Genomic DNA, 25,835 nt, shown 5'->3' with positions numbered 1-25,835 from the left:
AGATCACTTAGTCTGTTGCAGCGCATCATCCAAGCGTCCGAGACTTTCGTCACGCCCGAGAGCGCAAAGAGTTCGTGCGATATCGGGCGAGGCCGAACCGCCCGTCAAGGCGGCGCGCATGGAAGGTCCTATTTTTCCGAAGCCTACGCCTTCTTCCTCGGCGAACGCCTTAAGTTCGGCTTCAAGGGCGAAGACATCCCAGCTTTGGAAAAGAGCCAGACGTTCACGCAGTCGTGAAATTCTCTGCCCGCTTTCGCCTTGCAGCAAACCGGCCGATTTCTCGTTGAGCGCGAGTGGACGCGCCTGCAACACGAATGCCGTTTGATCCGCCAACTCGGGGATGGTCTTAGCGCGATCCTTGACGAAAGGCATGGCCCGCAGCAGCCGTTCCTCGTCGTCCGGCTCCAGGGTGCGGCCGCGCGCCAAATGGGCGTCGAGCGTCAGTTTGGCGAGGCGGTCGTCGTCCGCCAGCCGCAGCCAGTGGGCGTTGACGTGGGCCAGTTTGTCGAAGTCCAGGCGGGCGGGCGCTTTGTTGACGCCCGCCAGGTCGAACCAAGCGAGGGCCTGTTCGTCGCTGAACAGTTCATCGTCGCCGTGCGCCCAGCCCAGACGGGCCAGATAGTTGCGCATGGCTTCGGGCAGATAACCCATGTCGGCGTATTCGTGCACGGCCTGGGCGCCGTGGCGCTTGGACAGCTTGGCGCCGTCGGGGCCGTGGATCAGGGGGATGTGGGCGAAGGTCGGTCGGGCCCAGCCGAGCGCGTCGTAGATCAGGCTCTGGCGGGCGGCGTTGTTCAGATGGTCGTCGCCGCGGATGACGTGGGTCACGCCCATGTCGTGGTCGTCCACCACCACGGCCAGATTATAGGTCGGCGCCCCGTCGGAACGCAGGATGACCAGGTCGTCCAGCGACGCCGATTCCCAGCGCACCGTCCCCTGCACGGCGTCCTCGACGACGACGGCCTGATCCAGCGGCCGACGGAAGCGCACAGTGTGCGGCTTGGCCAGGTCATCGACGCTGGGCTCGCGGTCGCGCCAGGGCGAGACGAAGTCGCGCCCTCGGCCTTGGCCTGGTCGCGCAGGGCCGTGGTCTCGTCGGCCGTCAGGAAGTCGCGATAGGCGTGGCCTGTCGCCAGCAGCTCATTGATCACCTCGCGGTGGCGGTCGGCGCGGCCGAACTGGAAGACGGGCTCTTCGTCGCCGAACAGCTCAAGCCAGGACAGGCCGTCGAATATGGCCTTGACCGCATCGTCCGTCGACCGCTCGCGGTCGGTATCCTCGATGCGGATCAGGAATTTGCCGCCGCGTCCCTTGGCGTAAAGCCAGTTGAATAACGCGGTTCTCGCCCCGCCGATATGCAGGTAGCCTGTGGGCGAGGGGGCGAAGCGGGTGACGACGGTCGATGAAGGGGAGGTCATAGAGGCAGCATCCATAGGGCAGGGTCTTATACGCCCGCCTGTGGGGAAGCGAACCCTTATGGCCCGGTTATTTGCCAGCTTGCTCGCCGACGCGCGGGCGCAGGCCGAACGCTGGCCGCTATGGTCGTCCGTCTGCTTCGGCGCCGGGTGCGCGGCCTACTTCGCTCTGAAGGGCGAGCCGGCGACCTGGCCGCTGGTGCTGGGCGCCGCCGTCCTGGTCGGCGTCTGGATCATCGGTCGGGTCAGAGGCGCGCCGCGTTGGGCGACCCTGATCCTGCTGATGCTGGCCTGCTTCGCGGGCGGACTGGCGGTGGCCAAGCTGAGAACAGAGGCTGTGGCGGCGCCGATCGCGCCTGCGGACATGGCGCCCACCCAGGTCGAGGGCTGGGTCATAGACGTGGACTCGTCCGGTCAGAACGGGGCGCGTGTCGTGGTGGCGCCGGTGCGCGTGCGGGGCCTGACGCCTGAGCAAACGCCCGAGCGGCTGCGCGTGACGGTGAAGGGCGCCGCCGCCACCGGGCGCGCCGATCCGGGTGTTCGGCATCCTGAACCCGCCGCCGCCGCCCGCCAGCCCGGGCGCCTATGACTTCGGCCGCAACGCCTATTTCAAGGGGATGGGCGGGACCCTGTTCGCCCTGGGCCCGACCCGTCCGGCGGTGCTCGCCCCGCCCCCGTGGCGGGTAAGGGCGACGATGAAGGTCAATGCGGTTCGCTATACTCTGGCTGAGCGGATCGTGGCGCGTCTGGGCGAGCGGACCGGCGGGGTGGCGGCGGCCATGACGACCGGTCACGAAACATGGATTCAGGATCCGGATCTGGACGCCATGCGCGATTCCGGGCTGGCGCACATCCTGTCGATCTCGGGCCTGCATATGGCGGTCGTGGGCGGCTTTGTCTTCTTTGCCGCCCGCCTTCTCGTTGCGGCGTGGCCGTGGCTGGCGCTGCGCGTCTCGGGCAAGAAGGCCGCGGCGATCGCAGGGTTGATCGCGGTGGGGACCTATCTCGTCATCTCGGGCGCGCCGCCGCCGGCCGAGCGCGCCGCGATTACCGCGTCGATCGCCTTTCTGGCGATCCTGACGGATCGGCAGGCGGTGACCATGCGGGCCCTGTCGGCGGCGGCTTTTGCCGTGCTCTTGCTGCGGCCAGAGGCCGTCGTGACGCCCGGGTTCCAGATGTCGTTCGCGGCGACAGCGGCGCTGGTGGCGCTTGTCGAGGTCTGGCCGCGCCGTATCCGCGAGTTCGCCGCGCCCTGGCCTATCGTCGCCGCGCAGCGGTTGACCAGTTGGCTGATGGCCGCCTGCGCCGCCAGCCTGGTGGCGGGCATGGCGACCGGACCGTTCGCCATGCAGCACTTCAATCGCACGGCCGTCTACGGGCTGATCGCCAATATGGCGACGGCGCCGCTGGCGGATTTCGTCATGATGCCCGCCCTGGCGCTGGGCGCAGCGCTGGAGCCTTTGGGACTGGGCGCGCCCTTCCTGTGGGTGGCGGGTCAGTCAGTCGACGCCATGCTGATGATCGGACACTGGGCGGCCAGTCTGCCGGGCGCCGTGAAGGCGATCCCCAGCGCTCCTGCGGCCGCCCTGCCGGTCGCCTTTCTGGGCATATTGTTCATGTGCCTGTGGCGGGGGCCGTGGCGGTTTCTGGGCTTGCCGTTTGCGGCGGCTGTGCTGATCTGGCCGCGCCCGGCCCCGCCGGATATCTGGATCGGCGATGGTGGAGCGAATGCGGCCTATCGGCTCGAAAGCGACGCGGTCGTGGTGCGGCCGGCAGTGCGCCAATTCGCCAGCGACCTTTGGTCCCGGCGTCGAGGGCTGGAGCCGGTCGCACGGTCGCCCGAGGGCTGGACCTGCAAGCGTTCCTACTGCGCGCCGGACGGCGAACCGGGGCCGCTGGCGCTGTGGTGGGGCAAGGCGGCGCCGACGCCCGAGCAGCTGGATCAGATGTGCCGTAGCGCGCAGGTGATCAGCGTGCGCGCCGTGATCACAACCCTGCCGTCGTCGTGCCAAGGGCGGCTGGTGCTGGACGGCGCCGACTATGCGCGCGGCGGTTCGGTGGAGTTATGGCGCGACGGCGCCGGCGGCTGGCGCGCCCTGTGGGCGGCGGAAGTGCGGGGACGGCGACCGTGGAGCGGTGGAGGAGCAGAATAGGCGCCGTCTCTTAATCCCGCTCATCCCGGCGGACGCCGGGATCTAGTAAGAGATACGCGTGCTGTCGCTGGCCAGAGGAGGCGAGGGGACAATCAAACGGCCCCGTTTGAAGCCAAAGCACTGGGTCCCGGCGTCGGCCGGGATGATCGGAGTTTATAGGGCTGCGCCTCAGTGATACCGGCGCAGCAGGCCGACCAGCTTGCCTTGAACCTCAACCTGATCAGGGCCGAAGATGCGGGTCTCATAGGCGCTGTTGGCGGGCTCCAGGGCGATGGACTGGCCCTTCTTTCGCAGGCGCTTGAGCGTGGCCTCTTCGCCCTCGACCAAGGCGACGACGATTTCGCCGGAAGAGGCGCTCTCCACCCGCTTGATGATGACCGTGTCCCCGTCGAGGATGCCGGCCTCGATCATGGAATCACCTTCGATTTCCAACAGGTAGTGTTCGCCGGCGCCCAGCATGGACTCCGGGACCGGCAGGCGCTCGCGTTCGTGCTGGATGGCGGCGATCGGGGTGCCGGCGGCGATCTTGCCCAACAGGGGCAGGTCACGAACGTCATTGGCGGCCTCGGCCGCGGCCGGGCGCGGGCCCAGGCCGCCGCCCTCGATCACGTCGGGCTTGAAGGGAGCGCGCCCCTTGGCCGGAGCAGCGGTCGTCGCCTGTTCCGGCAGCTTCACGACCTCCAGCGCGCGAGCGCGGTGGGCCAGGCGGCGGATAAAGCCGCGTTCCTCAAGCGCCGTAATCAGGCGGTGGATGCCCGACTTGGACGCCAGGTCCAGCGCCTCCTTCATCTCGTCGAAGGACGGGGAAACGCCCGTCTCGCGGATGCGCTCATGAATGAACATCAGGAGTTCGTGCTGTTTCTTCGTGAGCATGGCGGCGAATCCAGAACAAGGCGTGAACCGTTGGTGATGTTCTGTAAGTGTTCTGGTTAAAAGTCAACTAACGTCACGCTTGAGGCCCTCAAAGCAGAAACCCGCGCCTGCCGTTCGACGGCGGGCGCGGGCTTCAGGGCTGGCGGAACCTGACCTTAGCGGGCGGGCGTCGCCGGAGCGCCGTCCTTGTAGCGCTCGAACCATTCGATCATGGCGTTCATGCGGGCCGCGTTCTGGGACGGACGGACGGCCAGGCTGTGGCCGACGCCGGGGATCTTCACCAGGGCCGTGGGGACGCCGCGCAGTTGCAGGGCGGTGTAGTACTGCTCCGACTCGCTGACCGGGGTGCGGTAATCCTCGTCGCCGACGACGACCATGGTCGGGGTCTTGACGTTGCCGACCAGCGACAGCGGCGACCGGCGCCAATAGGCCTCCGGGTTCTCCCACGGGAACTCGCCGAACCAGTAGCGGGCGAAGAAGGCCGGGTTGTCGGCCGTCAGCACGAAGCTGGCCCAGTCGATGACGGGCTTCTGGACCACGGCGGCCTTGAAGCGGTCGGTCTTGCCGACGATCCAGCTGGTCAGCACCCCGCCGCCCGAGCCGCCGGTGACGAACAGGCGGTTGGGATCGGCGACGCCCTGGGCGATGACGGCGTCCACGCTGCTGATCAGGTCGTCAAAGTCGTTCGACGGATAGTTGTGGTGGATCAGGTTGGCGAACTCGTCCCCATAGGAGGTCGAACCGCGCGGGTTGACCGACAGCACGGCGTAGCCCGCAGCGGCGAACAGCTGATTGTCGGTGGCGAAGTGCGGGCCATAGGCGGCGAACGGGCCGCCGTGGATTTCCAGCACCAACGGATAGCGCTGCCCCTCGACATAGTCGGCCGGCAGGGTGAGCCAGCTTTCGACCGCGCGCTGGTCGTGAGACGAGGCGACCTGGATGCGGCGCACCTCGCCCAGACGGCGGGCGCTGAGGAAGTCGGCGTTGAGGCGCGTCAGCTGGGTGCTGCGGCCGCCCTTCAGCACATGGACGTCGGCCGGGCGTGTGGGCGTGCCGCGCGTGAAGGCGATGGCGCCGTCGTCGGCCACGGTGAAGTCGCCGCCGGTGTAGGGACGGCCGAAATCGTCGCCCGTCAGGTCTTCGATCAGGGGGTGACGACGCCGTCCAGCGAGACGCGGGCGACCTTGGTGCGGCCCTGATCGTCATAGGCGACATAGACCGAGCGGCCGTCGCGGCTCCACACCGGTGATTTGACCGACCGGTCCAGGTTCGCCGTCAGCACCCGGCTGTTCGAGCCGTCGGCGTCCATCACATAGAGGCGGGTGTTGTGATAGCCCATCCGCTTGTCGTCATAGCCGAGATAGGCGATGCGGCGGCCGTCGGGCGAGGCGACGGGCGAGTTGTCGGGACCGGCGCGGCTGGTCAGGGCGGTCAGGCCGCCCGTCTGCACGTCCAGGGCGAAGACTTCGCTGTCATTGGCCTCGCGCTGCCAGTCGGGGCGACGGTTGGCGCTGAGGTACAGGGTGCGAGAATCAGCCGACCAGGACAGGCCGCCGCCGTGATTGAAGTCGCCGTGAGTCAGTTGGCGCGCGCCGCCGCCTTGGGCGCCGACGACGAAGACGTGGCGGAAACCGGGCTTGAGATAGCCCTGACCGTCCGAGCGATAGGATACGGTGTCGATAATCTCCAGCGGCGGGGCCCATTTGGCGCCTTCCGGTTTGGCCAAAGGCGAGCCGATCTTGGGCTTGTCGCCGGGAACCAGGACCGAATAGGCCAACTGCTCGCCGTTGGGCGACCAGCTTATGCTGGACGGGGTGTTGGGCAGGTTGGTGACGCGGACCGATTCACCCGACGCCATCCAGCGCACGAACAGTTGGGGCGCGCCGCCCTCGGCGTTCGAGATGTAGGACAGGCGCGTTCCATCCGGCGACCAGCGCGGCTGGCGGTGCGAGCCGGCCGAGGCGACCAGCGGCGAGTGCTGGCCCGTCTTCACGTCAATCAGCCAGATGGTCGGACGCATCTGATCGGTCATGATGTCGGCCGTCTGGCGGACATAGGCGATCCGGCTGCCGTCGGGGCTGATCTGGGCGTCGGAGGCGACCTCCATGCCAAACAGGTCCTGGGCCGTGAACAGGCCTCGGTCGGCGGCGGGCAGGGCGGTCTGACCGGCCGGCGCCGTCTGGGCCGGCACCGTTTGGGCCAGCGCCGGGGCGTGGGCGCTAAGGATCAGGGCGCAGGCGGCCCAGGCGAACTTGTTCATATGAATCCCCCTCTGAACTGACAGGGATCATAGGAAGACGCGAGGCGACGACAAGATACGGAAAAGGCCGCCGGAACGAATCCGACGGCCCGTTTTGATCCGAATCCCGAAGAAGAATCAGAACTTGAAGCTGGCCCGCAGCAGCAGGGTGTAGCGGACGTAGTCTTCCAGCAGTTCGGCGTCGCCGGTGATGGCCAGCATCCCCAGCTCGTTGCCCACATTCAGACGGAAGCCCAGGATCGGGCCGCCGCCTTCGATGCTGGCGGGCGTCAGGGTGAAGGCGTCGCCGCCCGAGGCGAAGCGGGCGATGGTGGTCCCGGCGTCGACCGAGAAGTTCTGACGCCAGCCCAGACGGACTTCCGGGCGGATCCAGCCGTCCTTGCCGAAGCCGTAGCCGATGTTGACGGCCGCCACGCCCGAGAACAGGTGGCCGTCGCGCTCGTCGATATCCAGGTCGAACCCGTCGCCGCCACCGCGTTCGGAGCGGGCGTCCTCGCTCAGCGAGAAGTATTCGACATAGGCTTCAGGGCGGACGTTAACACGACCGAAGTGACGCTCGTAAGAAGCCCCGCCCGCTGCGGCCAGGGTGAAGCCGTGCCAGTCGGACTCATTCTTCAGGTTGACGCCCTCGGCGACCAGTTTGCGCGTCGCGCTGAAGGAGGCGTAGCCGCCCGCCGCGCGCGCCCAGGTCGACCAATACTGCCCTTGGGCTCGCCAATAAAGGCCCAGTTCCAGCAGGTTGGCCGACAGCACTTCTTCAGCGGCCGATTCCGGGTCTTCCAGATCGGACGAGGTGAAGGCGGCGGTCAGGCCAAAGGCGCCCATCGAGGTGCCGCGCTCGACGCCGCCCGCCAGGCCGAAGCCCTCCGAGCGGAAGCCGTAGGTGTCCGTCTTATCCTTGTCGGCGTAGAAGTTGATCTCCTGAACCCAGGCGCTGGTTTCGCCCGGCGTCGCCGCGGCGTTGCGGCCGGTCAGGGCGCGGGTCACGGCGTCGACGCCGCTGGCCAGCGACAGCAGGGGGCCGCCCGAGTGCTCGGGCAGCAGCTGCTGATAGACGTTGAAGAAGCCTTCCCGATCCGTCTGGTTCAGCAGGGCCGCGCGGATGACCTCGTTATCGGCCAGCCCGGCGTAGAGCACGTCGTAGGCGGCGGCTTCCGAGTTGATCATCTTGGCCTCTTCGGCCGTGATCCTGCGGGCGTCGATCGACAGTTCGTTGCCGGTCACGTCGCCGATCTCGACGACAAAGGCGTACGGAGAATTGGACTGCAACTGCTCGGACGTCAGGTCTCCAGCGTTCAGATCGCCGGCCTTGATCACCTTGAAGCTGGTCGTGCCCTCGGCTGCGATCAGGGAGTTGAAGCGCACGCCCAGGCTGCTGGCGCCCGCCAGGTCGGCTGAGCCGGACACGTTGTAGCGGAACTCGTCGGCCGTCGCCTCGTCCAGGGTCACGATCAGCTTGCCGTCTTTGCCGACGTTCAGGCTGGAGATATCCAGGCTGGTGGTCTGCTGAGCGTCCAGGACCCCTTGGAAATGTCGATGTCGAGCTGGCCGTCGTCGTTCGACAGCTTGCCCTTGACCACGGCTCCGCCGCTGATCGACAGGCGGTCGGCCCCGGTCCCGAACGAGATGTCGCCGTTCACCGTGCCGTTGCGCAGATCCAGCACGTCGGCGCCGGAGCCGAAGCGGATGTCGCCGACGATCCCAGGTTCATTGGCGTCCGGCACCCCGTCGCCGTCAGCATCAGGCAACTTGTTGTCCGGGATGACCACGCCGTCCTGGACGAAGGTCACGCCGGTCGTATTGGCGCTGACGTCCACGGCGATGGCGGAACCGGTGCGCTCGACATCCTTTTCGGGCGTGACGACGGCGATGATGCGACCGGTGTTGTTGATCGTGGAAAGCGTGCCGGATTCGTCGCGGATCGCCACGGCCGAACCCTTGGACCCGTTCACCGCCACGGCGATGTTGCCCGAGTTCGAGATCGAGCCGACGTTGGCGCCGCTCTGGATCAGGACGCCGCTCGCCGTGTCGGCGTCGGAGGTGGCGATGGAGCCCTGGATGGCGCCGCTGTTGAAGATGGTAGGCAAGGAAGCGCCGCTGCCGACCAGGACGGTGCTGCTGTTCGCGGAAACGGCGGACGAGACGATGGTGCCTTCGTTGCGGAAGCCGCCGACGACCGTCACGTCCTGCCCCGTGCCGCCGATCTGCACGGCCTTGGCGTCGACGTCCTTGTAAACGCCTGCCGCTTCGATGGAGCCGCGGTTGATCAGGCCATAGGCGGAATCGCCCGCGCCGGCCGCGCCCAGTGTGATGGCGCTGTCGGACGAACCGACCAGCACGGCCGCCGACCCGCCGAACGAGCGGATGGTGGCGGTCGTTTCCTGGGCGTCGGGGATGCCGTCACCGTCGCGATCGTCGTCTTCGCGATTCTTCTTGCCGTCGCCGTCGTCGTCCTCGTCGCCGTTCTTGACGCCGTCGCCGTCGTCGTCGCCGTCGATGCCGCCCGAACCGTAGGACGGGGCGGTGTCGAAAACGACGCCCTTGCCGACATCGCCGGCGATCGCACGGCCGGACCGCCCTGCAGCAGGTCGTCCGCATCCAGGTTTTCGAGATAGGTCTGGCCGGGCCAGGGTTCGCCCGTCGTGGGCTTGGACGGCGGGGCCGTGGTGTAGCGATAGCCGGTGGCGGTCACGGCGCCTTGAATCTTGACCTGGCCCCCGACATCGCCGTCGATGGCAACGCCGGTCGAGTTCTCGCCGACGACGCCGATACCGCCCAGCAGGGTGACGTCGCCGCTGACATCGCCGGTCGTGCGGACGCCATAGCCGTTGTCGCCGATGACGTTGATCTGGCCCAGGCTGACGATGTTGCCGGTCAGGGGCGCTTCGACCGACAGACCGGCGGAATTGTTGCCCTCAACCCGGATCGAACCGGAGTTTTCGATCCGAATATTGCCCGTCAGGGGCGAAGCGCCGGTGACACGAACGCCATAGCGGTTATTGCCCTCAGCGAAGGGACCGTCCAGGTCGCCGTCCTTGTCGTCGTCCTTATATTCGTCGATCGCATCGGTGATGGTGATGGGGCCGCCGATGGTGATGTCGCCGGTGTTGCCGCCGTTGGCGAGTATGCCCGTGGCGCCGTCGGCGGCCTTCAGCATGTCGATCTTGGAGCCGGCGTCGAGTTTGACGCTGTTGCTGGAATCCAGCGTCACGGCTGCGCCGGAGGTGACCGCGATGGAGCCGCCGTTGGCGATCCGCACGTCGTCGCGGGCGCCGTTATTGGCGGTCGAGGTGCTGATCGGCGTGGTGCGGCCGTTCGAGATGACCTGTTCGGCTTGGGCGCCGGCCGCAACCATCAGGGGAGCGATCGCTACAGCGGTCGCGAGCAGAATACGCATCGGTAGGAAACCCCTCGTGGTCGCACGCGCAAGGACTGAGCCGACCCTCCTAACAGGGTCCGCACCCACATGCCCCAAATTTCTTGAATTTGAGGCGATTGCAAGGCCTGGCGTTAGGCGGCTGAAGCTGAACGGCAGATGAAAACCACAGCGTGGCCGGGATGCAAGCTCGGCCTTGTGCGCTTCCGCCTTGCAGCGTAGCCGGGGACGGATATAGGGCGGAAAATCTGCAGGATGCTGATTTGCACCGTCCCGCATCCAAAGTCGGAGCCTTGGCGTTAGCGTGAAGAAGTTCAGCGGAAAGGCCCCAGGCATGAGCGTTAGCCCGATCAACGTCCAGGAAAGCGAACTGCGCCTGTTTCCGGGCTTGGATGACGAGGTCGCTGCGACCCTTCGCACGCTGAAGGCTTGCGCGGCCCAGGATCGCCCCCGGCTGGTGGACACCACCATGCTGTTTGCGCCGCGCTCGGGCGGGGTGAAGCGTTACCTGCTGTCCAAGAAGGCGTGGCTGGCGGACAACCGCCCCGACGTGGCGCACAGCCTTGTCGTGCCCGGCGCCGGCTATAAGGCGAGCGCCGACGGCGTGGTGCGGCTGCAGGCCCCAAGCTGCCGTTCGGCGACGGTTATCGTTGGCCCGGTTCGGTGCGTCGTTGGGGCGCCTGGGTGTCGTCGCTGAATCCCGCGCTGATCGAAGCGGGCGATCCCTATACGCCGGGGCAGGGCGCGCTGGAGGCGGGCCAGAGGGTCGGCTGTCCGGTCGTGGGTTTCTGTCATTCGGACCCGGCGAGTCTCGCGGCCCTGCATTTCGGCGAGTGGGCCAAGAAGCCGGTCGAGAAACGCTGGGCCAAGCTGTTCTCTCAGTTCGATCGCGTCGTCTCGCCCAGCCGCTTCATTGCCCGGCGGCTGGAAGAGGCCGGCGTCGGCGGCATCGTCGTGCGCCCGCTGGGCGTGGAGGTCGATACCTTCCATCCGGATCGTCGCGATCGCGACTGGCTGCTGAAGAAGCTGGGTCTGGGCGTCGACGCCCGCCTGCTGTGCTTCGCCGGGCGTCCGGCCAAGGAGAAGAACGTCGGCGTGCTGATCGACGCGGTCCAGCGTCTGGGCGCGCCCTATCATCTGGTGCTGGTCGGCGCGGGCGCTGGATGCCGCCGGAAGATCGGCTGATCTCCCTGCCGTATGAGAAGGACCCGCGCGCCGTGGCCCGCATCATCGCCAGTTGCGACGCCTTCGTGCACGCCAATGACAAGGAGCCGTTCGGCCTGATCGTGCTGGAGGCGATGGCCTGCGGCCGGGCCGTGGTCGGCGTCAACGCGGGCGGCGTGGCCGAGACGGTCGATGACAGCGTGGGGCAACTGGCCGCCTCGGCCGACCCGGTCGACTACGCCGCAGCCATTGAGGCGCTGTTCGCGCGCGACGTAGAGGCGCTGGGCGCGGCGGCGCGGGTCAAGGCGGTGGAGCAGTTCGCCTGGAACCGCGTGTTCGAGGACCTGACCATGCTGTACGGCGAACTGACCGGGCAGGCCGCCTTTGTCACGCCGCGAGAGCGACTGCCGCTCAACTAGGGCTCGGGATCGACTGAACTGCGGGCGTGCGAAAGCGGCGCCTGCGGTCGGTTTCGATTTTCAGGAGAAGAGGGAAGGGCGGTGCGCCACTCCCTCAAAGCCTTGAGAGGAGTGGCGCGAGTGACGGGGCTCGAACCCGCGACCTCCGGCGTGACAGGCCGGCACTCTAACCAACTGAGCTACACCCGCGTTCCCGTCCGAAGCGACTGTGCGCCCCGGCGAGGGGCGTCGTTTAGGCGGGGCTGCGCCGAAGGTCAAGCGACCTGGCTGTGGATAAATCAAATCATCTTGTCGGAGCGGCTGCGGCGGCCTGAGGCGGGGCGGCGGGACCGGCGATTCCGCCGTCCGCCGGAAGCTGAGAGGCCGTGGCCGGCGGGGGCGGTTCGTAGTGCACGCCCACGCCCGGCCCCAGCGGCAGGTCCAGCGCCACCCAGGCCGCCACCATGATCAGGCCCGCAACCAGGAAGGCTCCGGCGTAGGGCAGCATGGTCGCCATCAGCGATCCCAGGCCGAATCTCGGATCCCACCGCTGGGCGAAGGTCAGGATCAGCGGGAAGTAGCTCATCAGCGGCGTGGCGATGTTGGTGACGGAATCACCCATGCGATAGGCGGCGGTCGTCATCTCCGGGCTGATGCCCAGGAGCATGAACATGGGCACCACGATGGGCGCCAGAGCCGACCACTTGGCCGAGGCCGAGCCGATGAACAGGTCGAAGATGCAGGACACCAGCACGACCATGATCAGCAGCAGCGGCGTGGGCAGGGCCAGTTCGCGCAAGGAGGCGGCTGCATTGACCGCCAGGATCGGTCCCAGGCCGGACCAGTTGAACATGGCGACGAAGTGGGCGGCGAAGAAGGCCAGGACGATATAGGGGGCCAGTTGGCTGATCCCCTCGCGCATCATCCGCACCAGGTCGTGGTGGGTCTTGATCGAGCCGGACCCCGCGCCGAAGGCCGCGCCCGCCATGAAGAAGGTCAGGGCGAAGAACGCCACCAGCGAGCGGTACAGAGGATTGAAGCGCTGCTCCGGCTCGGCGTCGGCGTCGACAAACGGGGAGCCGGGCAGGAAGGTCACCGCGGCCCAGACGGCGATCATGGCCAGTATGGTCAGGCCGGCCCAGGCCAGGCCGCGCTTCTCGGCGGCGGTCAGGGGCGTCTTCTCCTCGGCCGCGACCGGGGCGGCGTCGTGCGGGATCCAGGCGCCCAGGCGCGGCTCGATGACGCGGTCGGTCAGGAACCAGACGATGGGAGTGAAGACGATCACCACCCCGACGATGAAGAACCAGTTGCCGGCGATGCTGACGGCGTAGGACGGGTCGATCAGATGGGCCGCCGGCTCGGTGATGCCCAGGATCAGGGCGTCGCTGGCGCCGGGGAAGAGGTTGCCCGCATAGCCGCCCGACACGGCGGCGAAACCAGCGGCCAGGCCCGCCAGCGGATGGCGGCCGGCAGCGGCGAAGATGACGGCCGCCAGAGGAATCACCACGACATAGGAGGCGTCCGACGCGTGGTGCGACACCATGCCGGTGATCACCACGATCGGCGTCAGGATGAAGCGCGGCGCATTCAGCAGCGCGCCTCGGATCGCTGTCGAGAACAGGCCGGTCCGCTCGGCCACCGAGGCGCCGTAGATGATGGTGATGACGATCCCCAGCGGCGGGAAGTCGGCCAGGGTGCGCGGCATGCCGATGAACAGCCGCTCCAGATTGGCGGCGCCAACAGGCTTTGCGCCTGCAGCACTTCGCCGGTCACCGGGTTGACGGCGGACCAGCCCAGGCCGGCCCCGACCAGGCTCAGCACGACCAAACCGAGGATCAACCATAGGAACAGGAAGACAGGATCTGGCAGCCGATTGCCGATACGCTCGACGGTGTTCAGCAGACGGGCGGCCAGGTTCATGCGCAAGCTCTGGGTTCAGGATAGACGACAGCGCATTTCGCGGATCACCGGCATAGGAGGCAATCGAAAGGGCTGCGGCAAATCGCGCAAAGAACTGCGAACCGTTCGCAACAAAAAACCTTTGCCGACATGGGTTTGAACCCTGGCGAGGTTGGGTCTAAGAAGCCCCGAATCCGCCCCCTACCTCCCGGCGGGCGAGGCAGCTCGAATGAACGAATTTCTTCTAGAATATCTTCCGATCGTCGTTTTCCTGGGCATCGCCATCGTGCTCGGCGCCGGCTTCATGCTGGCGGCCTGGGTGCTGGCCCCCAAGAACCCCGATACCGAGAAGCTCTCGGCGTATGAGTGCGGCTTCAATGCCTTTGACGACGCGCGCATGAAGTTCGACGTGCGCTTCTATCTGGTGTCGATCCTCTTCATCATTTTCGACCTGGAAATCGCCTTCCTGTTCCCGTGGGCGGTGTCGATGTTCGACCTGTCGCATGGCGGCATGGTCTTCGCCTTCTGGTCGATGATGGTCTTCCTGGGCGTCCTGACGGTCGGCTTCATCTACGAATGGAAGAAGGGAGCACTGGAATGGCAGTGATCGCCCCCTCTAGCCCCCTGGTCCCCGCCGGTTCGGCGGCGCGTTCGACCGTCGAGGGCTATGATCCCAAGATCCACGACAAGTTCTTCGAGTCCGTCAACACGGAGCTGGGCGAGCGCGGCTTTCTGACGACCTCGCTGGACGACGTCATCACCTGGGCCCGCACGGGCTCGCTGATGTGGATGTCGTTCGGCCTGGCCTGCTGCGCCGTCGAGATGATCCACCTGTCGATGCCGCGCTTCGACCTGGAGCGTTTCGGCACCGCGCCGCGCGGTTCGCCGCGCCAGTCAGACCTGATGATCGTCGCCGGCACCCTGACCAACAAGATGGCTCCGGCCCTGCGCAAGGTCTATGACCAGATGCCGGACCCGCGCTACGTCATCTCGATGGGCAGCTGCGCCAATGGCGGCGGCTACTATCACTACAGCTACAGCGTCGTTCGCGGTTGCGACCGCGTGGTGCCGGTGGACGTCTATGTCCCGGGCTGCCCGCCGACCGCCGAGGCCCTGCTGTACGGCATCCTGCAACTGCAGAAGAAGATCCGCCGCACGGGGACCATTGAGCGATGAGCGAGCTGGTGCGCGTCGCGGAGCGCGAATCCGCCCTGACCCCGCTGGGCACGGAAATGGTCGCGGCGCTCGGCGTCGAGGCTGTGGTGGCCTATGGCGAACTGACCCTGATCGCCCCGCGCGAGAACATCGTCGAGATCATGACGGCCCTGCGCGATCAGTTCGGCTTCCAGCAGTGCATGGACGTCTGCGGCGCCGACTATCCTGACCGCGCCGAGCGGTTCGAGGTGGTCTACCACCTGCTGTCGCTGACCCGCGCCGCGCGGGTTCGCGTCAAGGTGTCGACCGATGAGGTCAAGCCGGTCCCCAGCGTGACGTCGGTCTATCCGTCGGCCGGCTGGTTCGAGCGTGAAGCCTTCGACATGTACGGCATGATCTTCTCGGATCACCCGGACATGCGCCGCATCCTGACCGACTACGGCTTCCAGGGGCACCCGCTGCGCAAGGACTTCCCCATGACGGGCTATGTCGAGGTCCGCTACGACGAAGAGCAGAAGCGCATCGTCTATGAGCCGGTGAAGCTGACGCAGGAATTCCGCAACTTCGACTTCCTGTCTCCGTGGGAAGGCGCCGACTATCCGACATCGGTCCTGCCGGGCGATGAAAAGGCGGGAGCGCAGTAATGGCCGACGTCAAGAACATGCCCGCGCCGCTGGGTGCGGCTATCGACCCGTTCGAGGATTACGAAGACGGCCTGACCCCGCACGCGCGGGCGATGGACGACCGCAAGTTCACCATCAACTTCGGCCCGCAACACCCTGCCGCGCACGGCGTGCTGCGCCTGGTGCTGGAGCTGGACGGCGAGCTGGTCACGCGCGTTGATCCGCACATCGGCCTGCTGCATCGCGGCACCGAGAAGCTGATGGAGGCGCGCACCTACCTCCAGAACATCCCCTACCTGGACCGGCTGGACTACGTCTCGCCGATGAACCAGGAGCACGCCTTCTGTCTGGCCATCGAGCGCCTGCTGGAGATCGACGTGCCGTATCGCGGCCAGCTGATCCGGGTTCTGTACTCGGAGATGGGCCGCATCCTGAACCACCTTCTGAACGCGACCATGCAGGCCATGGACGTGGGCGCCCTGACCCCGCCGCTGTGGGGCCACGAAGAGCGCGAGAAGCTGATGGTCTTCTATGAGCGCGCCTGCGGCGCTCGTCTGCACGCCAACTACTTCCGCCCGGGCGGCGTCCATCAGGACCTGACGCCCGAGCTGATCGACGACATCGGCCGCTGGTGCGCCGAGTTCCCGGCCGCGCTGAACGACATCGAAAGCCTGGTCACCGAGAACCGCATCTTCAAGCAGCGCAACGTCGACATCGGCGTGGTGTCCAAGGAGAACGCGCTCGCGTGGGGCTTCTCGGGCGTCATGCTGCGCGGCTCGGACATCGCCTGGGACCTGCGCAAGGCCCAGCCGTACGACTGCTACGCCGACATGGAGTTCGACATCGCCGTCGGCAAGAACGGCGACTGCTGGGACCGCTACCTGTGCCGCGTCGAAGAGATGCGCCAGTCGGTGCGCATCATGGAGCAGTGCATCCACAAGCTGCGCAACTGCCCTGGCGAGCCTGTCCTGACCGAGGACAACAAGATCGCCCCGCCGCGTCGCGGTGAGATGAAGCGTTCGATGGAAGCGCTGATCCACCACTTCAAGCTCTACACCGAGGGCTTCCGCACCCCGGAAGGCGAGGTCTATGCGGCCGTCGAGGCGCCCAAGGGCGAGTTCGGCGTCTATCTGGTGTCGGACGGCACCAACAAACCCTACCGCGTCAAGCTGTCGGCCCGGCTTCCGTCACCTGCAGGCGATGGACTGGATGAACCGCGGCCACATGCTGGCGGACGTGTCCGCCATCCTCGGCTCGCTCGACATGGTGTTCGGAGAAGTGGACCGATGAGCGTTCGTCGTCTCGCCAAGGAGCAACCGTCCTCTTTCGAGTTTTCGAAGGAGACGATGGAAAAGGCTCAGTGGTGGATCAAGAAGTATCCGGAATCGCGTCGCCAGTCGGCCGTGATCCCGATCCTGTGGCTGGTCCAGAAGCAGGAAGGCTGGGTCTCTGAACCCGCCCTGCGCGCCATCGGCGACCTGTTGGGCATGGCCTATATTCGGGTGCTGGAGGTCGCGACCTTCTACACCATGTTCCAGCTGACGCCGGTCGGCACGACCGCGCTGATCCAGGTCTGCGGCACGACGCAGTGCATGCTGCGCGGGTCCAATGATCTGATGCGCGTGTGCCGCGAGAAGATCGGACCCAAGGACGAGCTATCCGCCGACGGCCGCTTCACCTGGCAGGAAGTCGAATGCATCGGCGCCTGCTCGAACGCGCCGGTGGCCCAGATCAACGACCTCTATTACGAAGACCTGACGCCTGAGAATATGGCCCAGATCATCGACGACTTCGCCGCGGGCAAGACGCCGAAGGCGGGCAGCTATGTCGGCCGTCACACGTCTGAGCCGGTGGGCGGCCCGCGCGTTCTGACGGACCCGGCGCTGTATGACGGCTCGGCCGCCCGGAAGATTACGAAGCTGCCGAACTCGGAGCCCGTCGCTGAAAAGGCGCCGGCCTGATGGCGCGGCCGGACCTCGAGACAGATGCGGGCAGGGCGGCCTATCGGGCCGAGCTGCGTCGCGTGGGCTGGCGTCAGCGTTGGGCTGGCCTGGCTTGCATCGTGGTCGCGGCCGCATTGGTTTTGTTCGCGCGCGACGGCCGTTTCGGCCTGACTGACAACGCGGTGATGGCGGCCTATGGCCTGTTGGCTATCGGATGGGTGCTGGTGATCTACGCCGTCTTCCAGCGCACCCGCCACCATAAACGCCGCATGGCGGAAGGACTTTAAGGGATCATGGTCGGCATCCTCCAAGACAAGGATCGGATCTTCACCAACCTCTATGGCTTCCACGACTGGGGCCTTGAGGGTGCGAAGACGCGCGGCGCGTGGAACGCCACCAAGGACATGCTGGACCTTGGCGGCGACTGGATCATCAACAACGTCAAGAACTCGGGCCTGCGCGGACGCGGCGGCGCCGGTTTCTCGACCGGGCTGAAGTGGTCCTTCATGCCCAAGGAAGTGAAGGACCGTCCTCACTACCTGGTCATCAACGCCGATGAGTCCGAGCCCGCGACCTGCAAGGACCGCGAGATCATGCGTCATGATCCGCACCTGCTGATCGAAGGCGCCCTGATCGCCTCCTTCGCGATGAAGGCCCACGCCTGCTACATCTACCTGCGCGGCGAATACATCCTCGAGCGCGAGCGCATGGAAGCCGCCGTCAAGCAGGCCTATGAGGCCAGGCTGATCGGCGACGACAACGTCCACGGCTGGGACTTCCACGTCTATATCCACCACGGCGCGGGCGCTTATATCTGCGGCGAAGAAACGGCCCTGCTGGAGTCGCTGGAGGGCAAGAAGGGCCAGCCCCGCCTGAAGCCGCCGTTCCCGGCCGGCGCCGGCCTCTATGGCTGCCCGACGACCGTGAACAACGTGGAATCGATCGCCGTGGTCGGCACCATCCTGCGTCGCGGCGCGGACTGGTTCGCCAGCTTCGGTCGTCCGAACAACACCGGCACCAAGCTGATGTCGCTGTCGGGTCACGTAAACACGCCCTGCGTGGTCGAAGAGGCCATGTCGATCCCGCTGCGCCAGTTGATCGAGGATCACGGCGGCGGCGTGCGCGGCGGCTGGGAAAACCTGAAGGCCATCATTCCCGGCGGCGCGTCCTGCCCGGTCATCACACGCGAACAGGCTGAAGTCGCGCTGATGGACTTCGATTCCATGCGCGAGCATCGCTCGTCGCTGGGCACCGCCGGCGTGACGGTCATGGACCAGTCCACCGACATCGTGAAGGCGATCGCCCGCATCAGCTACTTCTTCAAGCACGAGAGCTGCGGCCAGTGCACGCCGTGCCGTGAAGGCACCGGCTGGATGTGGCGCGTGCTGGAGCGTATGGCCATCGGCGACGCCGACCCGTCCGAGATCGACCTGCTGCTCGACGTGGCCGGTCAGGTCGAAGGTCACACCATCTGCGCCCTCGGGGACGCCGCCGCCTGGCCCGTGCAGGGCCTGATCCGGCACTTCCGTCACGAGATCGAAGAGCGCATCCACACCTACCGCAGCCGCCGCGCGAACTTCGCCGGCCACGCGATCGCGGCGGAGTAATCGTAATGCCTATCGCCAAGGTCAACGGCGTTGAAGTCGAGTTCGAACCGGGCATGACCGTGCTGCAGGTCGCCGAGCGCGCCGGGCAGGAAATCCCGCGCTTCTGCTACCACGAGCGCCTGTCCATCGCCGGCAACTGCCGCATGTGCCTGGTCGAGGTGAAGCCTGGACCGCCGAAGCCGCAGGCTTCGTGCGCGCTGCCGGCCGCCGACGGCCAGGAGATCTTCACCGACACGCCGATGGTCAAGAAGGCCCGCGAAGGGGTGATGGAGTTCCTGCTCATCAACCACCCGCTGGACTGCCCGATCTGCGACCAGGGCGGCGAGTGCGACCTGCAGGATCAGGCCGTCGGCTACGGCCGCGACGGCTCGCGCTACGGCGAGAACAAGCGCGCGGTCGAAGAAAAGAACATGGGCCCGACGGTCAAGACGTTCATGACGCGCTGCATCCAGTGCACGCGTTGCGTTCGCTTCATTACCGAAGTGGCTGGCGTGCCGGACATCGGCATGATCTCGCGCGGCGAAAGCGCTGAGATCACGACCTATCTGGAAAAGAACATCGACAGCGAGCTGTCGGGCAACGTCAACGACCTGTGCCCGGTCGGCGCCCTGACGCACCGTCCGTGGCAGTACCACTACCGCCCGTGGGAGCTGAAGAAGACCGAGACCATCGACGTGATGGACGCGCTCGGCTCCAACATCCGCGCCGACTCGCGCGGCGCCGAAGTCATGCGCGTGCTGCCGCGCGTGAACGAGGGCATCAACGAAGAGTGGCTGTCGGACAAGAGCCGCTACGCCGTCGATGGCCTGCAGGCGCGTCGTCTGGATCGCCCGTGGGTGCGCGAGAACGGCAAGCTGCGTCCCGCTTCGTGGGATGAAGCCCTGTCGGTCGTGGCCGACAAGCTGAAGGCCGCTCCGGCTAACCGCATCGGCGCCATCGCCGGCGATCTGCAGGACGCCGAGTCGATGAAGGCGACGCTGGACCTGTTCCGCGCCCTGGGCTCGGCCAACACCGACTGCCGTCAGGACGGCGCGGCGCTGGGCGGCGAGGCTCGCGAGGGCTGGCTGTTCAACTCTGGCCTGCAAGGCATTGAAAACGCTGACGCCATCCTGATCGTGGGCGCCAATCCGCGCACGGAAGCGCCGCTGCTCAACGCCCGTATCCGCAAGAGCTGGCTGAAGGGCGGCGTCGAAGTCGGCGTCATCGGCCCGCAAGCCGACCTGACCTATGATTACGCCTGGCTGGGCGCCGGTTCGAAGACCCTGGCCAAGCTGCCCAAGGCCGCGACCGACTTCCTGACCCAGGCGGAACGTCCCGCTATCATCGTCGGCGCGGGCGCCCTGATCGGCGAGACCGGCCCGGCCGTGCTGAACGCCCTGGGCGCGCTGGCCAAGAAGGTCGGCGTGGTCAAGGACGGCTGGAACGGCTTCAACGTCCTGCACGCCGCCGCCGCGCGCGTCGCCGGTCTGGACATGGGCTTCCTGCCGGGCGAGGGCGGTCTGGACGTGGCCGGCATGCTGAAGCCGGGCGCGCTGGACGTGCTGTTCCTGCTGGGCGCCGATGAGGTGAACGCGGACGCATCGGGCGCTTTCCGCGTCTATCTGGGTTCGCACGGCGATCGCGGCGCGCATGGCGCGGACGTGATCCTGCCGGGCGCGGCCTACACCGAGAAGTCGGGCCTGTACGTCAATACCGAAGGCCGGGTGCAGATGGCCGAGCGCGTGGTCTTCCCGAAGGGCGAGGCCAAGGACGACTGGGCCATCATCCGCGCCCTGTCCGAGCGTGTGGGCGCCAAGCTGCCGTTCGACACCCTTGAGCAACTGCGCGCCAAGCTGATGGGCGACCATCCGACCTTCGGCCGCATCGACTATCTGGCCCCCGCTGCGACGTTCGACGTCGCCAAGCTGGCGCCAAGGGGACCTGGGCGACGTCGCCTTCGTCTCCGTCATCGCCGATCCCTACCTGACCAACCCGATCGCGCGCGCCAGTGAAACGATGGCCCAACTGTCCGCTGAGCGGACGGCGCCGGTCGCCCTGGCGGCGGAGTAAGACATGGACGCTGCGACTTCCTTCTGGGCCACTCCCGTCGGCTGGACCCTCGCCACTCTGGGCGGGATCCTGCTGGTCGTGGTCGGCATCCTGATCTCCCTGGCCTTCCTGTTGCTGGCCGACCGCAAGATCTGGGCGGCCGTTCAGCTGCGCAAGGGTCCGAACGTGGTCGGCCCATTCGGCCTGCTGCAGTCCTTCGCCGACTTCTTCAAGTTTGTGCTGAAGGAGATCGTCATCCCGGCCGGGTCGGACAAGGTGGTCTTCATCCTGGCCCCCTGATCAGCTTCGTGCTGGCCTTCATCGCCTGGGCGGTGATCCCGTTCGCGCCGGGTTGGGTGGTGTCTGACCTGAACGTCGGCATCCTCTACATCCTCGCGATCAGCTCGCTGGGCGTTTACGGCATCATCATGGGCGGCTGGGCTTCGAACTCGAAGTATCCGTTCCTGGGCTCGCTGCGTTCGGCGGCGCAGATGGTGTCCTATGAGGTCTCGATGGGCCTCATCATCATCAACGTCATCCTGCTGGCCGGGACGATGAACCTGACCGAGATCGTGACCCAGCAACAGGGTTGGATCTGGAACTGGAACGCCTTCGGCGGCGGCCTCGAGACCCTGCCGACCATCATCGTCATGCTGCCGATGACCATCGTCTTCTTCATCTCGGCCCTGGCCGAGACCAACCGCCCGCCCTTCGACCTTCCGGAAGCGGAATCCGAACTGGTGGCCGGTTATCAGGTCGAATATTCCTCGACCCCCTATCTGCTGTTCATGATCGGCGAATACGCCAACATCGTCTTCATGTGCGCCATGATCACCCTGCTGTTCTGCGGCGGGTGGAATCCGGGCTTCCCGACCGACTTCCTGAACAGCGTCCCGGCCTTCGTCGCCAACCTGTTTTACCTGGCGGTCTTCGCCGTGAAGGTGGTCTTCTGGTTCTTCATGATCGCCCTGGTGAAGGCCTTCGTGCCGCGTTACCGCTATGACCAACTGATGCGTCTGGGCTGGAAGATCTTCCTGCCCGCCTCGCTGGTGGCAGTGGTTTTCGTGGCGGCGTGGCGCGTGTTCGTGGTGGGCGGCTGATGAGCATCCGCGTGCCCCTTCTGATCGGCCTGGCCGTCGCCGCGACGGCCGGCGCCTGCGCGCCCTATGAGGCCGAGCCCGTCTCGGTCTATCAGTGGGAGCGCAAGGTGCAGGAAGTTGAACGGCGCGAGGCGGAACGCCAGCGCCTGTGCCAGACTCTCGACAAGGAAAGCGCCCGCTATGAACGCGAGTGCGCCGGAGTGAAATCGTAATGCTGACCCGTATTGTTCAGGCGGCCAAGGGCGCGATGCTGACCGACGTGTTCGGCGCTGTCGGCCTGTCGCTGAAGTACATGGCCAAGCCCAAGGCCACGGTGAACTATCCGTTCGAGCGCAACCCGCAGTCGCCGCGCTTCCGCGGCGAACATGCGCTGCGCCGCTATCCGAACGGCGAAGAGCGCTGCATCGCCTGCAAGCTGTGCGAGGCCATCTGCCCCGCACAGGCCATCACCATCGAGGCTGAGCCGCGCGCCGACGGCAGCCGTCGCACGACGCGCTACGACATCGACATGGTCAAATGCATCTACTGCGGCCTGTGCCAGGAGGCCTGCCCGGTGGACGCCATCGTCGAGGGACCGAACAGCGAGTTCGCCACCGAGACGCGTGAAGAACTGCTCTATGACAAGGCGCGCCTGCTGGACAACGGCGACCGCTGGGAGCGTCTGATCGCGAAGAATCTGGAACTCGACGCTCCGTATCGCTAAACGGAGCGGCGATTCCGCCACGCTGACCCTGGCCTTCGGGCTGGGGCCGATTTTGGAAGGGTCCGGGGTTTCCCCTCGGGCCATTGGTTTTGAAGAGGGGCGTCGTCCCGCACATGTTGCAAGGCCTGGCCTTCTATCTTCTGGCGACGGTCGCCGTGGTTTCCGCCCTTCTGGTGGTGACTGCGCGCAATCCCGTGCACTCCGTTCTCTGGCTGATCCTGACCTTCTTCTCGGCGGCCGGACTGTTCGTGCTGCTGAGCGCCGAGTTCCTGGCGATGCTGCTGGTCGTCGTCTACGTCGGCGCCGTGGCGGTGCTGTTCCTGTTCGTCGTCATGATGCTGGACGTCGACTTCGTGAAGCTGCGCGAAGGATACGCGCGCTACCTGCCGCTGGCGGGCATCGTGGCGGGCGTGCTGCTGGCCGAGATGATCATGGTGTCGATCACCGTCGTTCAGGGCGGAGCCGCCCGCGACGCCGCCTCGCCGGTTCCGGCCGGGCCTGACGCGACCAACATCGAGACGATCGGCCGCGTGCTTTACACGGACTACGTCTACTTCTTCCAGGCGGCGGGCGTGGTCCTGCTGATCGCCATGATCGGCGCCATCGTCCTGACCCTGCGTCACCGTCCGGGCGTGCATCGCCAGGATCTGGCGGCCCAGGCCAACCGCGAACGCGCCAAGGCCGTCGAGGTCAAGTCCGTGACCACGGGCCAGGGCGTCACCCCCGAGGAGCTTCTGTGATGGATATCTCGCTCCAGCACTATCTGGCGGTCGCCGCCATGCTGTTCACCATCGGCGTCTTCGGCATCTTCGTGAACCGCAAGAACGTCATCATCATCCTGATGTCGGTCGAGATGATCCTGCTCGCGGTGAACATCAACTTCGTGGCCTTCTCGACCCACCTGAACGACGTGTCGGGGCAGTTGATGGCCATGTTCGTCCTGACCGTCGCCGCGGCCGAAGCCGCCGTCGGCCTGGCCATTCTCGTGACCTTCTTCCGTAACCGCGGCGACATCGCGGTCGACGACGCCTCCGTGATGAAGGGCTGATCGGAACCGTGACTATTCAGACTCTCGTCACTCTCGGCGTCTTCGCCCCCTGCTGGGGGCCATGATCGCCGGCTTCTTCGGTCGCCGGATCGGCGACATTCCGTCTCAGGCCGTGACCACGGGCCTGCTGTTCTTCTCGTGCGCGGTCTCGTGGATCGTGTTCGGACAGTGGACCTGGGGCGGGCTGGAAGCCTTCACCGTCAAGATTGCGCCCTTCATCCACGTGGGCGACTTCCAGTCGAACTGGTCGATCCGCGTCGACGCCATGTCGGCGGTCATGCTGATCGTGGTGACCTCGGTGTCCTCGCTGGTTCACCTCTATTCCTGGGGCTACATGAAGGAGGACGACAGCCGTCCTCGCTTCTTCGCCTATCTGTCGCTGTTCACCTTCATGATGCTGGCGCTGGTGACGGCCGCCGACTTCCTGCAGATGTTCTTCGGCTGGGAAGGCGTGGGCCTGGCGTCCTATCTGCTGATCGGCTTCTGGTACAAGAAGGCCTCGGCTTCGTCCGCCGCCATCAAGGCCTTCGTCGTCAACCGCGTCGGCGACTTCGGCTTCCTGCTCGGCATGATGACCGTGTTCTGGATGTTCGGCACGATCGAGTTCGCCAAGCTGTTCCCGCTGATCGAAGGCAAGGTCGGCGCGGGGTGGGAGTTCCTGGGCTACACCTGGTCGGCGCTGGACCTGGCCGGTCTGCTGCTGTTCGTCGGCGCCATGGGCAAGTCGGCGCAGTTCTTCCTGCACACCTGGCTGCCGGACGCGATGGAAGGCCCGACGCCGGTGTCGGCCCTGATCCACGCGGCCACCATGGTCACCGCCGGCGTCTTCATGGTCTGCCTGCTGTCGCCGCTGTATGAGCACGCGCCGGTCGCGTCGCAGTTCATCGCCATCATCGGCGGGATCACGGCAATCTTCGCCGCGACCGTCGGCATGATGCAGAACGACATCAAGCGGGTGATCGCCTATTCGACCTGTTCGCAGCTGGGCTACATGTTCTTCGCTGCGGGCGTCGGCGCTTACCAGCCCGCCATGTTCCACCTGTTCACGCACGCCTTCTTCAAGGCCTTGCTGTTCCTGGGCGCCGGTTCGGTGATCCACGGCATGCACCACGAGCAGGACATGCGAAAGATGGGCGGCCTGTGGAAGCTGCTGCCCGTCACCTATGCGACCATGATGATCGGCACCATCGCCATCACCGGTCTGGGCATGCCCGGCGTCGGCGGCTTCGCGGGCTTCTATTCCAAGGACTCCATCCTCGAGAGCGCATATGCGGCGGCGACGACCGGCCACTCGGCTGCAGGCATGTTCGCCTTCGTCATCGGCATCTCTGCCGCCCTTCTGACGGCCTATTATTCGTGGCGTCTGGTGTTCATGACCTTCCACAACAAGCCCGTTTGGAAGGAAGAGGAGGGCGCGCACGCTCACGCGGGCGACCACGCCTCGCACGCCCAGATCGAAACCCATTCCGAACCTCTGGACGGCGACTATCACGCGCACGACGATCATCACCATGGTCCGCTGAAGCCGCACGAGAGCCCGTGGGTCATGGTGCTGCCGCTGCTGCTGCTGTCGATCGGCGCGGTGTTCGCGGGCATGATCTTCGCCCCGCACTTCATCGGCCATCATGAGGCCGAGTTCTGGCGCGGCGCCATCTTCGTCGGTGGCGACAACCACGTCCTGCACGAGAGCCACAATGTCCCGACCTGGGTGAAGTGGGCGCCGCTGATCGTGACTCTGCTGGGCACGGCCATCGCTTACTGGCTGTATGTCGTGAAGGAAGGCGCGGCCAAGGAAATGGCCGAGCGCAAGGGCCCGCTGTGGACCTTCCTCTACAACAAGTGGTTCTTCGATGAGCTGTATGACGCCGTCTTCGTGAAGGGCGCCAAGGCGCTCGGCGACTTCTTCTGGAAGATCGGCGACGTGAAGATCATCGACGGCCTCGGCCCGAACGGCGCGGCCTGGGCTTCGCTGAAGTCGGGCGGCTGGTTGTCCCGGTTCCAGTCCGGTTTCGTCTACTTCTATGCATTCGTGATGCTGATCGGCGTGGCTGCGTTCCTTGCCTTCGCCATCTTCACGTGGGGAGCCTGAG

21 protein-coding genes, 1 tRNA gene and 5 pseudogenes are annotated in these 25,835 nt (G+C 66.2%); 17 read left to right on the top strand and 10 right to left on the bottom strand.

The genetic code is table 11. The annotated features are described in order from the left end of the window. Positions 1 to 3: 3 nt before the first annotated feature. Positions 4 to 1,418: pseudogene (gltX, locus tag V8F63_RS14065) on the bottom strand (glutamate--tRNA ligase). A 58-nt stretch (positions 1,419 to 1,476) separates the two neighbouring features. Between gltX and V8F63_RS14060 the strand changes: the two are divergent. Continuing rightward, a complete protein-coding gene (locus tag V8F63_RS14060) occupies positions 1,477 to 2,004 on the top strand; it encodes a DUF4131 domain-containing protein (RefSeq protein WP_392353738.1) in 528 nt (175 codons plus the stop codon). Further along, positions 1,952 to 3,568 carry a ComEC/Rec2 family competence protein gene (locus tag V8F63_RS14055; protein ID WP_392353737.1) on the top strand — a complete coding sequence of 539 codons (1,617 nt, stop codon included), beginning with the start codon at positions 1,952 to 1,954 and terminating at the stop codon, positions 3,566 to 3,568. Before V8F63_RS14060 ends, V8F63_RS14055 begins: the two co-directional genes overlap by 53 nt. Positions 3,569 to 3,736: 168 nt before the next feature. On the opposite strand, the gene lexA is transcribed toward V8F63_RS14055, so the two are convergent. The 6 genes from lexA to V8F63_RS14025 form a co-directional block, all read right to left on the bottom strand. Then, positions 3,737 to 4,441 carry a transcriptional repressor LexA gene (gene lexA / locus V8F63_RS14050; protein ID WP_278069156.1) on the bottom strand — a complete coding sequence of 235 codons (705 nt, stop codon included), beginning with the start codon at positions 4,439 to 4,441 and terminating at the stop codon, positions 3,737 to 3,739. 155 nt (positions 4,442 to 4,596) lie between these two features. Further along, entirely contained in the window at positions 4,597 to 5,529 is a 933-nt protein-coding gene (locus tag V8F63_RS14045) for a S9 family peptidase (RefSeq protein WP_392353735.1), read from the bottom strand. A 56-nt stretch (positions 5,530 to 5,585) separates the two neighbouring features. Beyond that, complete coding sequence (locus tag V8F63_RS14040) at positions 5,586 to 6,701, bottom strand: hypothetical protein (RefSeq protein WP_392353733.1); 1,116 nt, start codon at positions 6,699 to 6,701, stop codon at positions 5,586 to 5,588. A 117-nt stretch (positions 6,702 to 6,818) separates the two neighbouring features. After that, positions 6,819 to 8,150, bottom strand: a complete 1,332-nt coding sequence (locus V8F63_RS14035) for an autotransporter outer membrane beta-barrel domain-containing protein (protein WP_392353731.1) — start codon at positions 8,148 to 8,150, stop codon at positions 6,819 to 6,821. A 26-nt stretch (positions 8,151 to 8,176) separates the two neighbouring features. Further along, positions 8,177 to 9,040 carry a hypothetical protein gene (locus V8F63_RS14030; protein WP_392353730.1) on the bottom strand — a complete coding sequence of 288 codons (864 nt, stop codon included), beginning with the start codon at positions 9,038 to 9,040 and terminating at the stop codon, positions 8,177 to 8,179. Then, on the bottom strand, positions 8,968 to 10,098 hold the full coding sequence (locus V8F63_RS14025) for a hypothetical protein (RefSeq protein WP_392353729.1): 1,131 nt from the start codon (positions 10,096 to 10,098) through the stop codon (positions 8,968 to 8,970). The genes V8F63_RS14030 and V8F63_RS14025 overlap by 73 nt, the downstream gene beginning before the upstream one ends. A 313-nt stretch (positions 10,099 to 10,411) precedes the next feature. On the opposite strand from V8F63_RS14025, the pseudogene V8F63_RS14020 reads away from it, so the two are divergent. After that, positions 10,412 to 11,660: pseudogene (locus tag V8F63_RS14020) on the top strand (glycosyltransferase). Between the two features lie 112 nt (positions 11,661 to 11,772). Here V8F63_RS14020 and V8F63_RS14015 read toward each other — a convergent pair. The 3 genes from V8F63_RS14015 to V8F63_RS14005 form a co-directional block, all read right to left on the bottom strand. Then, a tRNA-Asp gene (locus tag V8F63_RS14015) sits at positions 11,773 to 11,849 on the bottom strand. 94 nt (positions 11,850 to 11,943) lie between these two features. Then, positions 11,944 to 13,344 (bottom strand): AbgT family transporter, encoded by a 1,401-nt coding sequence (locus V8F63_RS14010; protein ID WP_392353728.1) that lies wholly within the window; start codon positions 13,342 to 13,344, stop codon positions 11,944 to 11,946. Beyond that, positions 13,227 to 13,559 carry an AbgT family transporter gene (locus V8F63_RS14005; protein ID WP_392353727.1) on the bottom strand — a complete coding sequence of 111 codons (333 nt, stop codon included), beginning with the start codon at positions 13,557 to 13,559 and terminating at the stop codon, positions 13,227 to 13,229. The genes V8F63_RS14010 and V8F63_RS14005 overlap by 118 nt, the downstream gene beginning before the upstream one ends. 208 nt (positions 13,560 to 13,767) lie before the next feature. Between V8F63_RS14005 and V8F63_RS14000 the strand changes: the two genes are divergently transcribed. The 14 genes and pseudogenes from V8F63_RS14000 to nuoL all read left to right on the top strand — a co-directional run bounded on the left by V8F63_RS14000 (position 13,768) and on the right by nuoL (position 25,834). After that, positions 13,768 to 14,145, top strand: a complete 378-nt coding sequence (locus V8F63_RS14000) for an NADH-quinone oxidoreductase subunit A (RefSeq protein WP_003164585.1) — start codon at positions 13,768 to 13,770, stop codon at positions 14,143 to 14,145. Next, positions 14,115 to 14,714 (top strand): NADH-quinone oxidoreductase subunit B family protein, encoded by a 600-nt coding sequence (locus tag V8F63_RS13995; RefSeq protein WP_119412176.1) that lies wholly within the window; start codon positions 14,115 to 14,117, stop codon positions 14,712 to 14,714. The genes V8F63_RS14000 and V8F63_RS13995 overlap by 31 nt, the downstream gene beginning before the upstream one ends. Beyond that, positions 14,711 to 15,337: an NADH-quinone oxidoreductase subunit C gene (locus V8F63_RS13990; protein ID WP_025977393.1), complete on the top strand. Its 627-nt coding sequence runs from the start codon at positions 14,711 to 14,713 to the stop codon at positions 15,335 to 15,337. The genes V8F63_RS13995 and V8F63_RS13990 overlap by 4 nt, the downstream gene beginning before the upstream one ends. 92 nt (positions 15,338 to 15,429) lie before the next feature. After that, positions 15,430 to 16,606, top strand: a pseudogene (locus V8F63_RS13985) (NADH-quinone oxidoreductase subunit D). Beyond that, positions 16,603 to 17,277 carry an NADH-quinone oxidoreductase subunit NuoE gene (nuoE, locus tag V8F63_RS13980; RefSeq protein ID WP_392353725.1) on the top strand — a complete coding sequence of 225 codons (675 nt, stop codon included), beginning with the start codon at positions 16,603 to 16,605 and terminating at the stop codon, positions 17,275 to 17,277. Before V8F63_RS13985 ends, nuoE begins: the two are co-directional and overlap by 4 nt. Continuing rightward, entirely contained in the window at positions 17,277 to 17,546 is a 270-nt protein-coding gene (locus tag V8F63_RS13975; RefSeq protein ID WP_025977390.1) for a hypothetical protein, read from the top strand. The genes nuoE and V8F63_RS13975 overlap by 1 nt, the downstream gene beginning before the upstream one ends. A 6-nt stretch (positions 17,547 to 17,552) precedes the next feature. After that, a complete protein-coding gene (nuoF, locus tag V8F63_RS13970; RefSeq protein WP_025977389.1) occupies positions 17,553 to 18,866 on the top strand; it encodes an NADH-quinone oxidoreductase subunit NuoF in 1,314 nt (437 codons plus the stop codon). Between the two features lie 5 nt (positions 18,867 to 18,871). Beyond that, positions 18,872 to 20,857 (top strand): NADH-quinone oxidoreductase subunit NuoG, encoded by a 1,986-nt coding sequence (gene nuoG, locus V8F63_RS13965; protein WP_392353723.1) that lies wholly within the window; start codon positions 18,872 to 18,874, stop codon positions 20,855 to 20,857. 61 nt (positions 20,858 to 20,918) lie between these two features. Next, a pseudogene (nuoH, locus tag V8F63_RS13960) lies at positions 20,919 to 21,994 on the top strand (NADH-quinone oxidoreductase subunit NuoH). Beyond that, positions 21,994 to 22,206 carry a hypothetical protein gene (locus V8F63_RS13955; protein ID WP_025977386.1) on the top strand — a complete coding sequence of 71 codons (213 nt, stop codon included), beginning with the start codon at positions 21,994 to 21,996 and terminating at the stop codon, positions 22,204 to 22,206. The pseudogene nuoH and the gene V8F63_RS13955 overlap by 1 nt, the downstream one beginning before the upstream one ends. Continuing rightward, positions 22,206 to 22,697 carry an NADH-quinone oxidoreductase subunit NuoI gene (nuoI, locus tag V8F63_RS13950; protein WP_003170180.1) on the top strand — a complete coding sequence of 164 codons (492 nt, stop codon included), beginning with the start codon at positions 22,206 to 22,208 and terminating at the stop codon, positions 22,695 to 22,697. The genes V8F63_RS13955 and nuoI overlap by 1 nt, the downstream gene beginning before the upstream one ends. Positions 22,698 to 22,810: 113 nt before the next feature. Beyond that, the gene (locus V8F63_RS13945) at positions 22,811 to 23,437 is read left to right on the top strand and encodes an NADH-quinone oxidoreductase subunit J (RefSeq protein WP_392353722.1); all 627 of its coding nucleotides are present in this window, start codon (positions 22,811 to 22,813) and stop codon (positions 23,435 to 23,437) included. After that, positions 23,437 to 23,745, top strand: coding sequence for an NADH-quinone oxidoreductase subunit NuoK (gene nuoK, locus V8F63_RS13940; protein ID WP_003164596.1), 309 nt, complete (start codon positions 23,437 to 23,439; stop codon positions 23,743 to 23,745). Before V8F63_RS13945 ends, nuoK begins: the two co-directional genes overlap by 1 nt. Before the next feature lie 14 nt (positions 23,746 to 23,759). After that, positions 23,760 to 25,834 (top strand): annotated as a pseudogene (gene nuoL / locus V8F63_RS13935) (NADH-quinone oxidoreductase subunit L). The last annotated feature ends 1 nt before the right edge of the window (position 25,835 follow it).

It is taken from the genome of Brevundimonas sp. LF-1 (assembly GCF_037055305.1).
Lineage (GTDB): Bacteria > Pseudomonadota > Alphaproteobacteria > Caulobacterales > Caulobacteraceae > Brevundimonas > Brevundimonas sanguinis.
Note: the sequence above shows the minus strand (reverse complement) of the source record. Positions and strands in the feature narration are given on the sequence as shown.

What these genes read in the sequence shown, in the direction of transcription:
- V8F63_RS14060 (WP_392353738.1), top strand. Translation starts at nt 1,477, where the DNA reads ATGGCCCGGTTATTTGCCAGCTTGCTCGCCGACGCGCGGGCGCAGGCC.
- lexA (WP_278069156.1), bottom strand. Translation starts at nt 4,441, where the DNA reads ATGCTCACGAAGAAACAGCACGAACTCCTGATGTTCATTCATGAGCGC.
- V8F63_RS14040 (WP_392353733.1), bottom strand. Translation starts at nt 6,701, where the DNA reads ATGAACAAGTTCGCCTGGGCCGCCTGCGCCCTGATCCTTAGCGCCCAC.
- V8F63_RS14025 (WP_392353729.1), bottom strand. Translation starts at nt 10,098, where the DNA reads ATGCGTATTCTGCTCGCGACCGCTGTAGCGATCGCTCCCCTGATGGTT.
- V8F63_RS14010 (WP_392353728.1), bottom strand. Translation starts at nt 13,344, where the DNA reads ATGCCGCGCACCCTGGCCGACTTCCCGCCGCTGGGGATCGTCATCACC.
- V8F63_RS14005 (WP_392353727.1), bottom strand. Translation starts at nt 13,559, where the DNA reads ATGAACCTGGCCGCCCGTCTGCTGAACACCGTCGAGCGTATCGGCAAT.
- V8F63_RS14000 (WP_003164585.1), top strand. Translation starts at nt 13,768, where the DNA reads ATGAACGAATTTCTTCTAGAATATCTTCCGATCGTCGTTTTCCTGGGC.
- V8F63_RS13995 (WP_119412176.1), top strand. Translation starts at nt 14,115, where the DNA reads ATGGAAGAAGGGAGCACTGGAATGGCAGTGATCGCCCCCTCTAGCCCC.
- V8F63_RS13990 (WP_025977393.1), top strand. Translation starts at nt 14,711, where the DNA reads ATGAGCGAGCTGGTGCGCGTCGCGGAGCGCGAATCCGCCCTGACCCCG.
- nuoE (WP_392353725.1), top strand. Translation starts at nt 16,603, where the DNA reads ATGAGCGTTCGTCGTCTCGCCAAGGAGCAACCGTCCTCTTTCGAGTTT.
- V8F63_RS13975 (WP_025977390.1), top strand. Translation starts at nt 17,277, where the DNA reads ATGGCGCGGCCGGACCTCGAGACAGATGCGGGCAGGGCGGCCTATCGG.
- nuoF (WP_025977389.1), top strand. Translation starts at nt 17,553, where the DNA reads ATGGTCGGCATCCTCCAAGACAAGGATCGGATCTTCACCAACCTCTAT.
- nuoG (WP_392353723.1), top strand. Translation starts at nt 18,872, where the DNA reads ATGCCTATCGCCAAGGTCAACGGCGTTGAAGTCGAGTTCGAACCGGGC.
- V8F63_RS13955 (WP_025977386.1), top strand. Translation starts at nt 21,994, where the DNA reads ATGAGCATCCGCGTGCCCCTTCTGATCGGCCTGGCCGTCGCCGCGACG.
- nuoI (WP_003170180.1), top strand. Translation starts at nt 22,206, where the DNA reads ATGCTGACCCGTATTGTTCAGGCGGCCAAGGGCGCGATGCTGACCGAC.
- V8F63_RS13945 (WP_392353722.1), top strand. Translation starts at nt 22,811, where the DNA reads ATGTTGCAAGGCCTGGCCTTCTATCTTCTGGCGACGGTCGCCGTGGTT.
- nuoK (WP_003164596.1), top strand. Translation starts at nt 23,437, where the DNA reads ATGGATATCTCGCTCCAGCACTATCTGGCGGTCGCCGCCATGCTGTTC.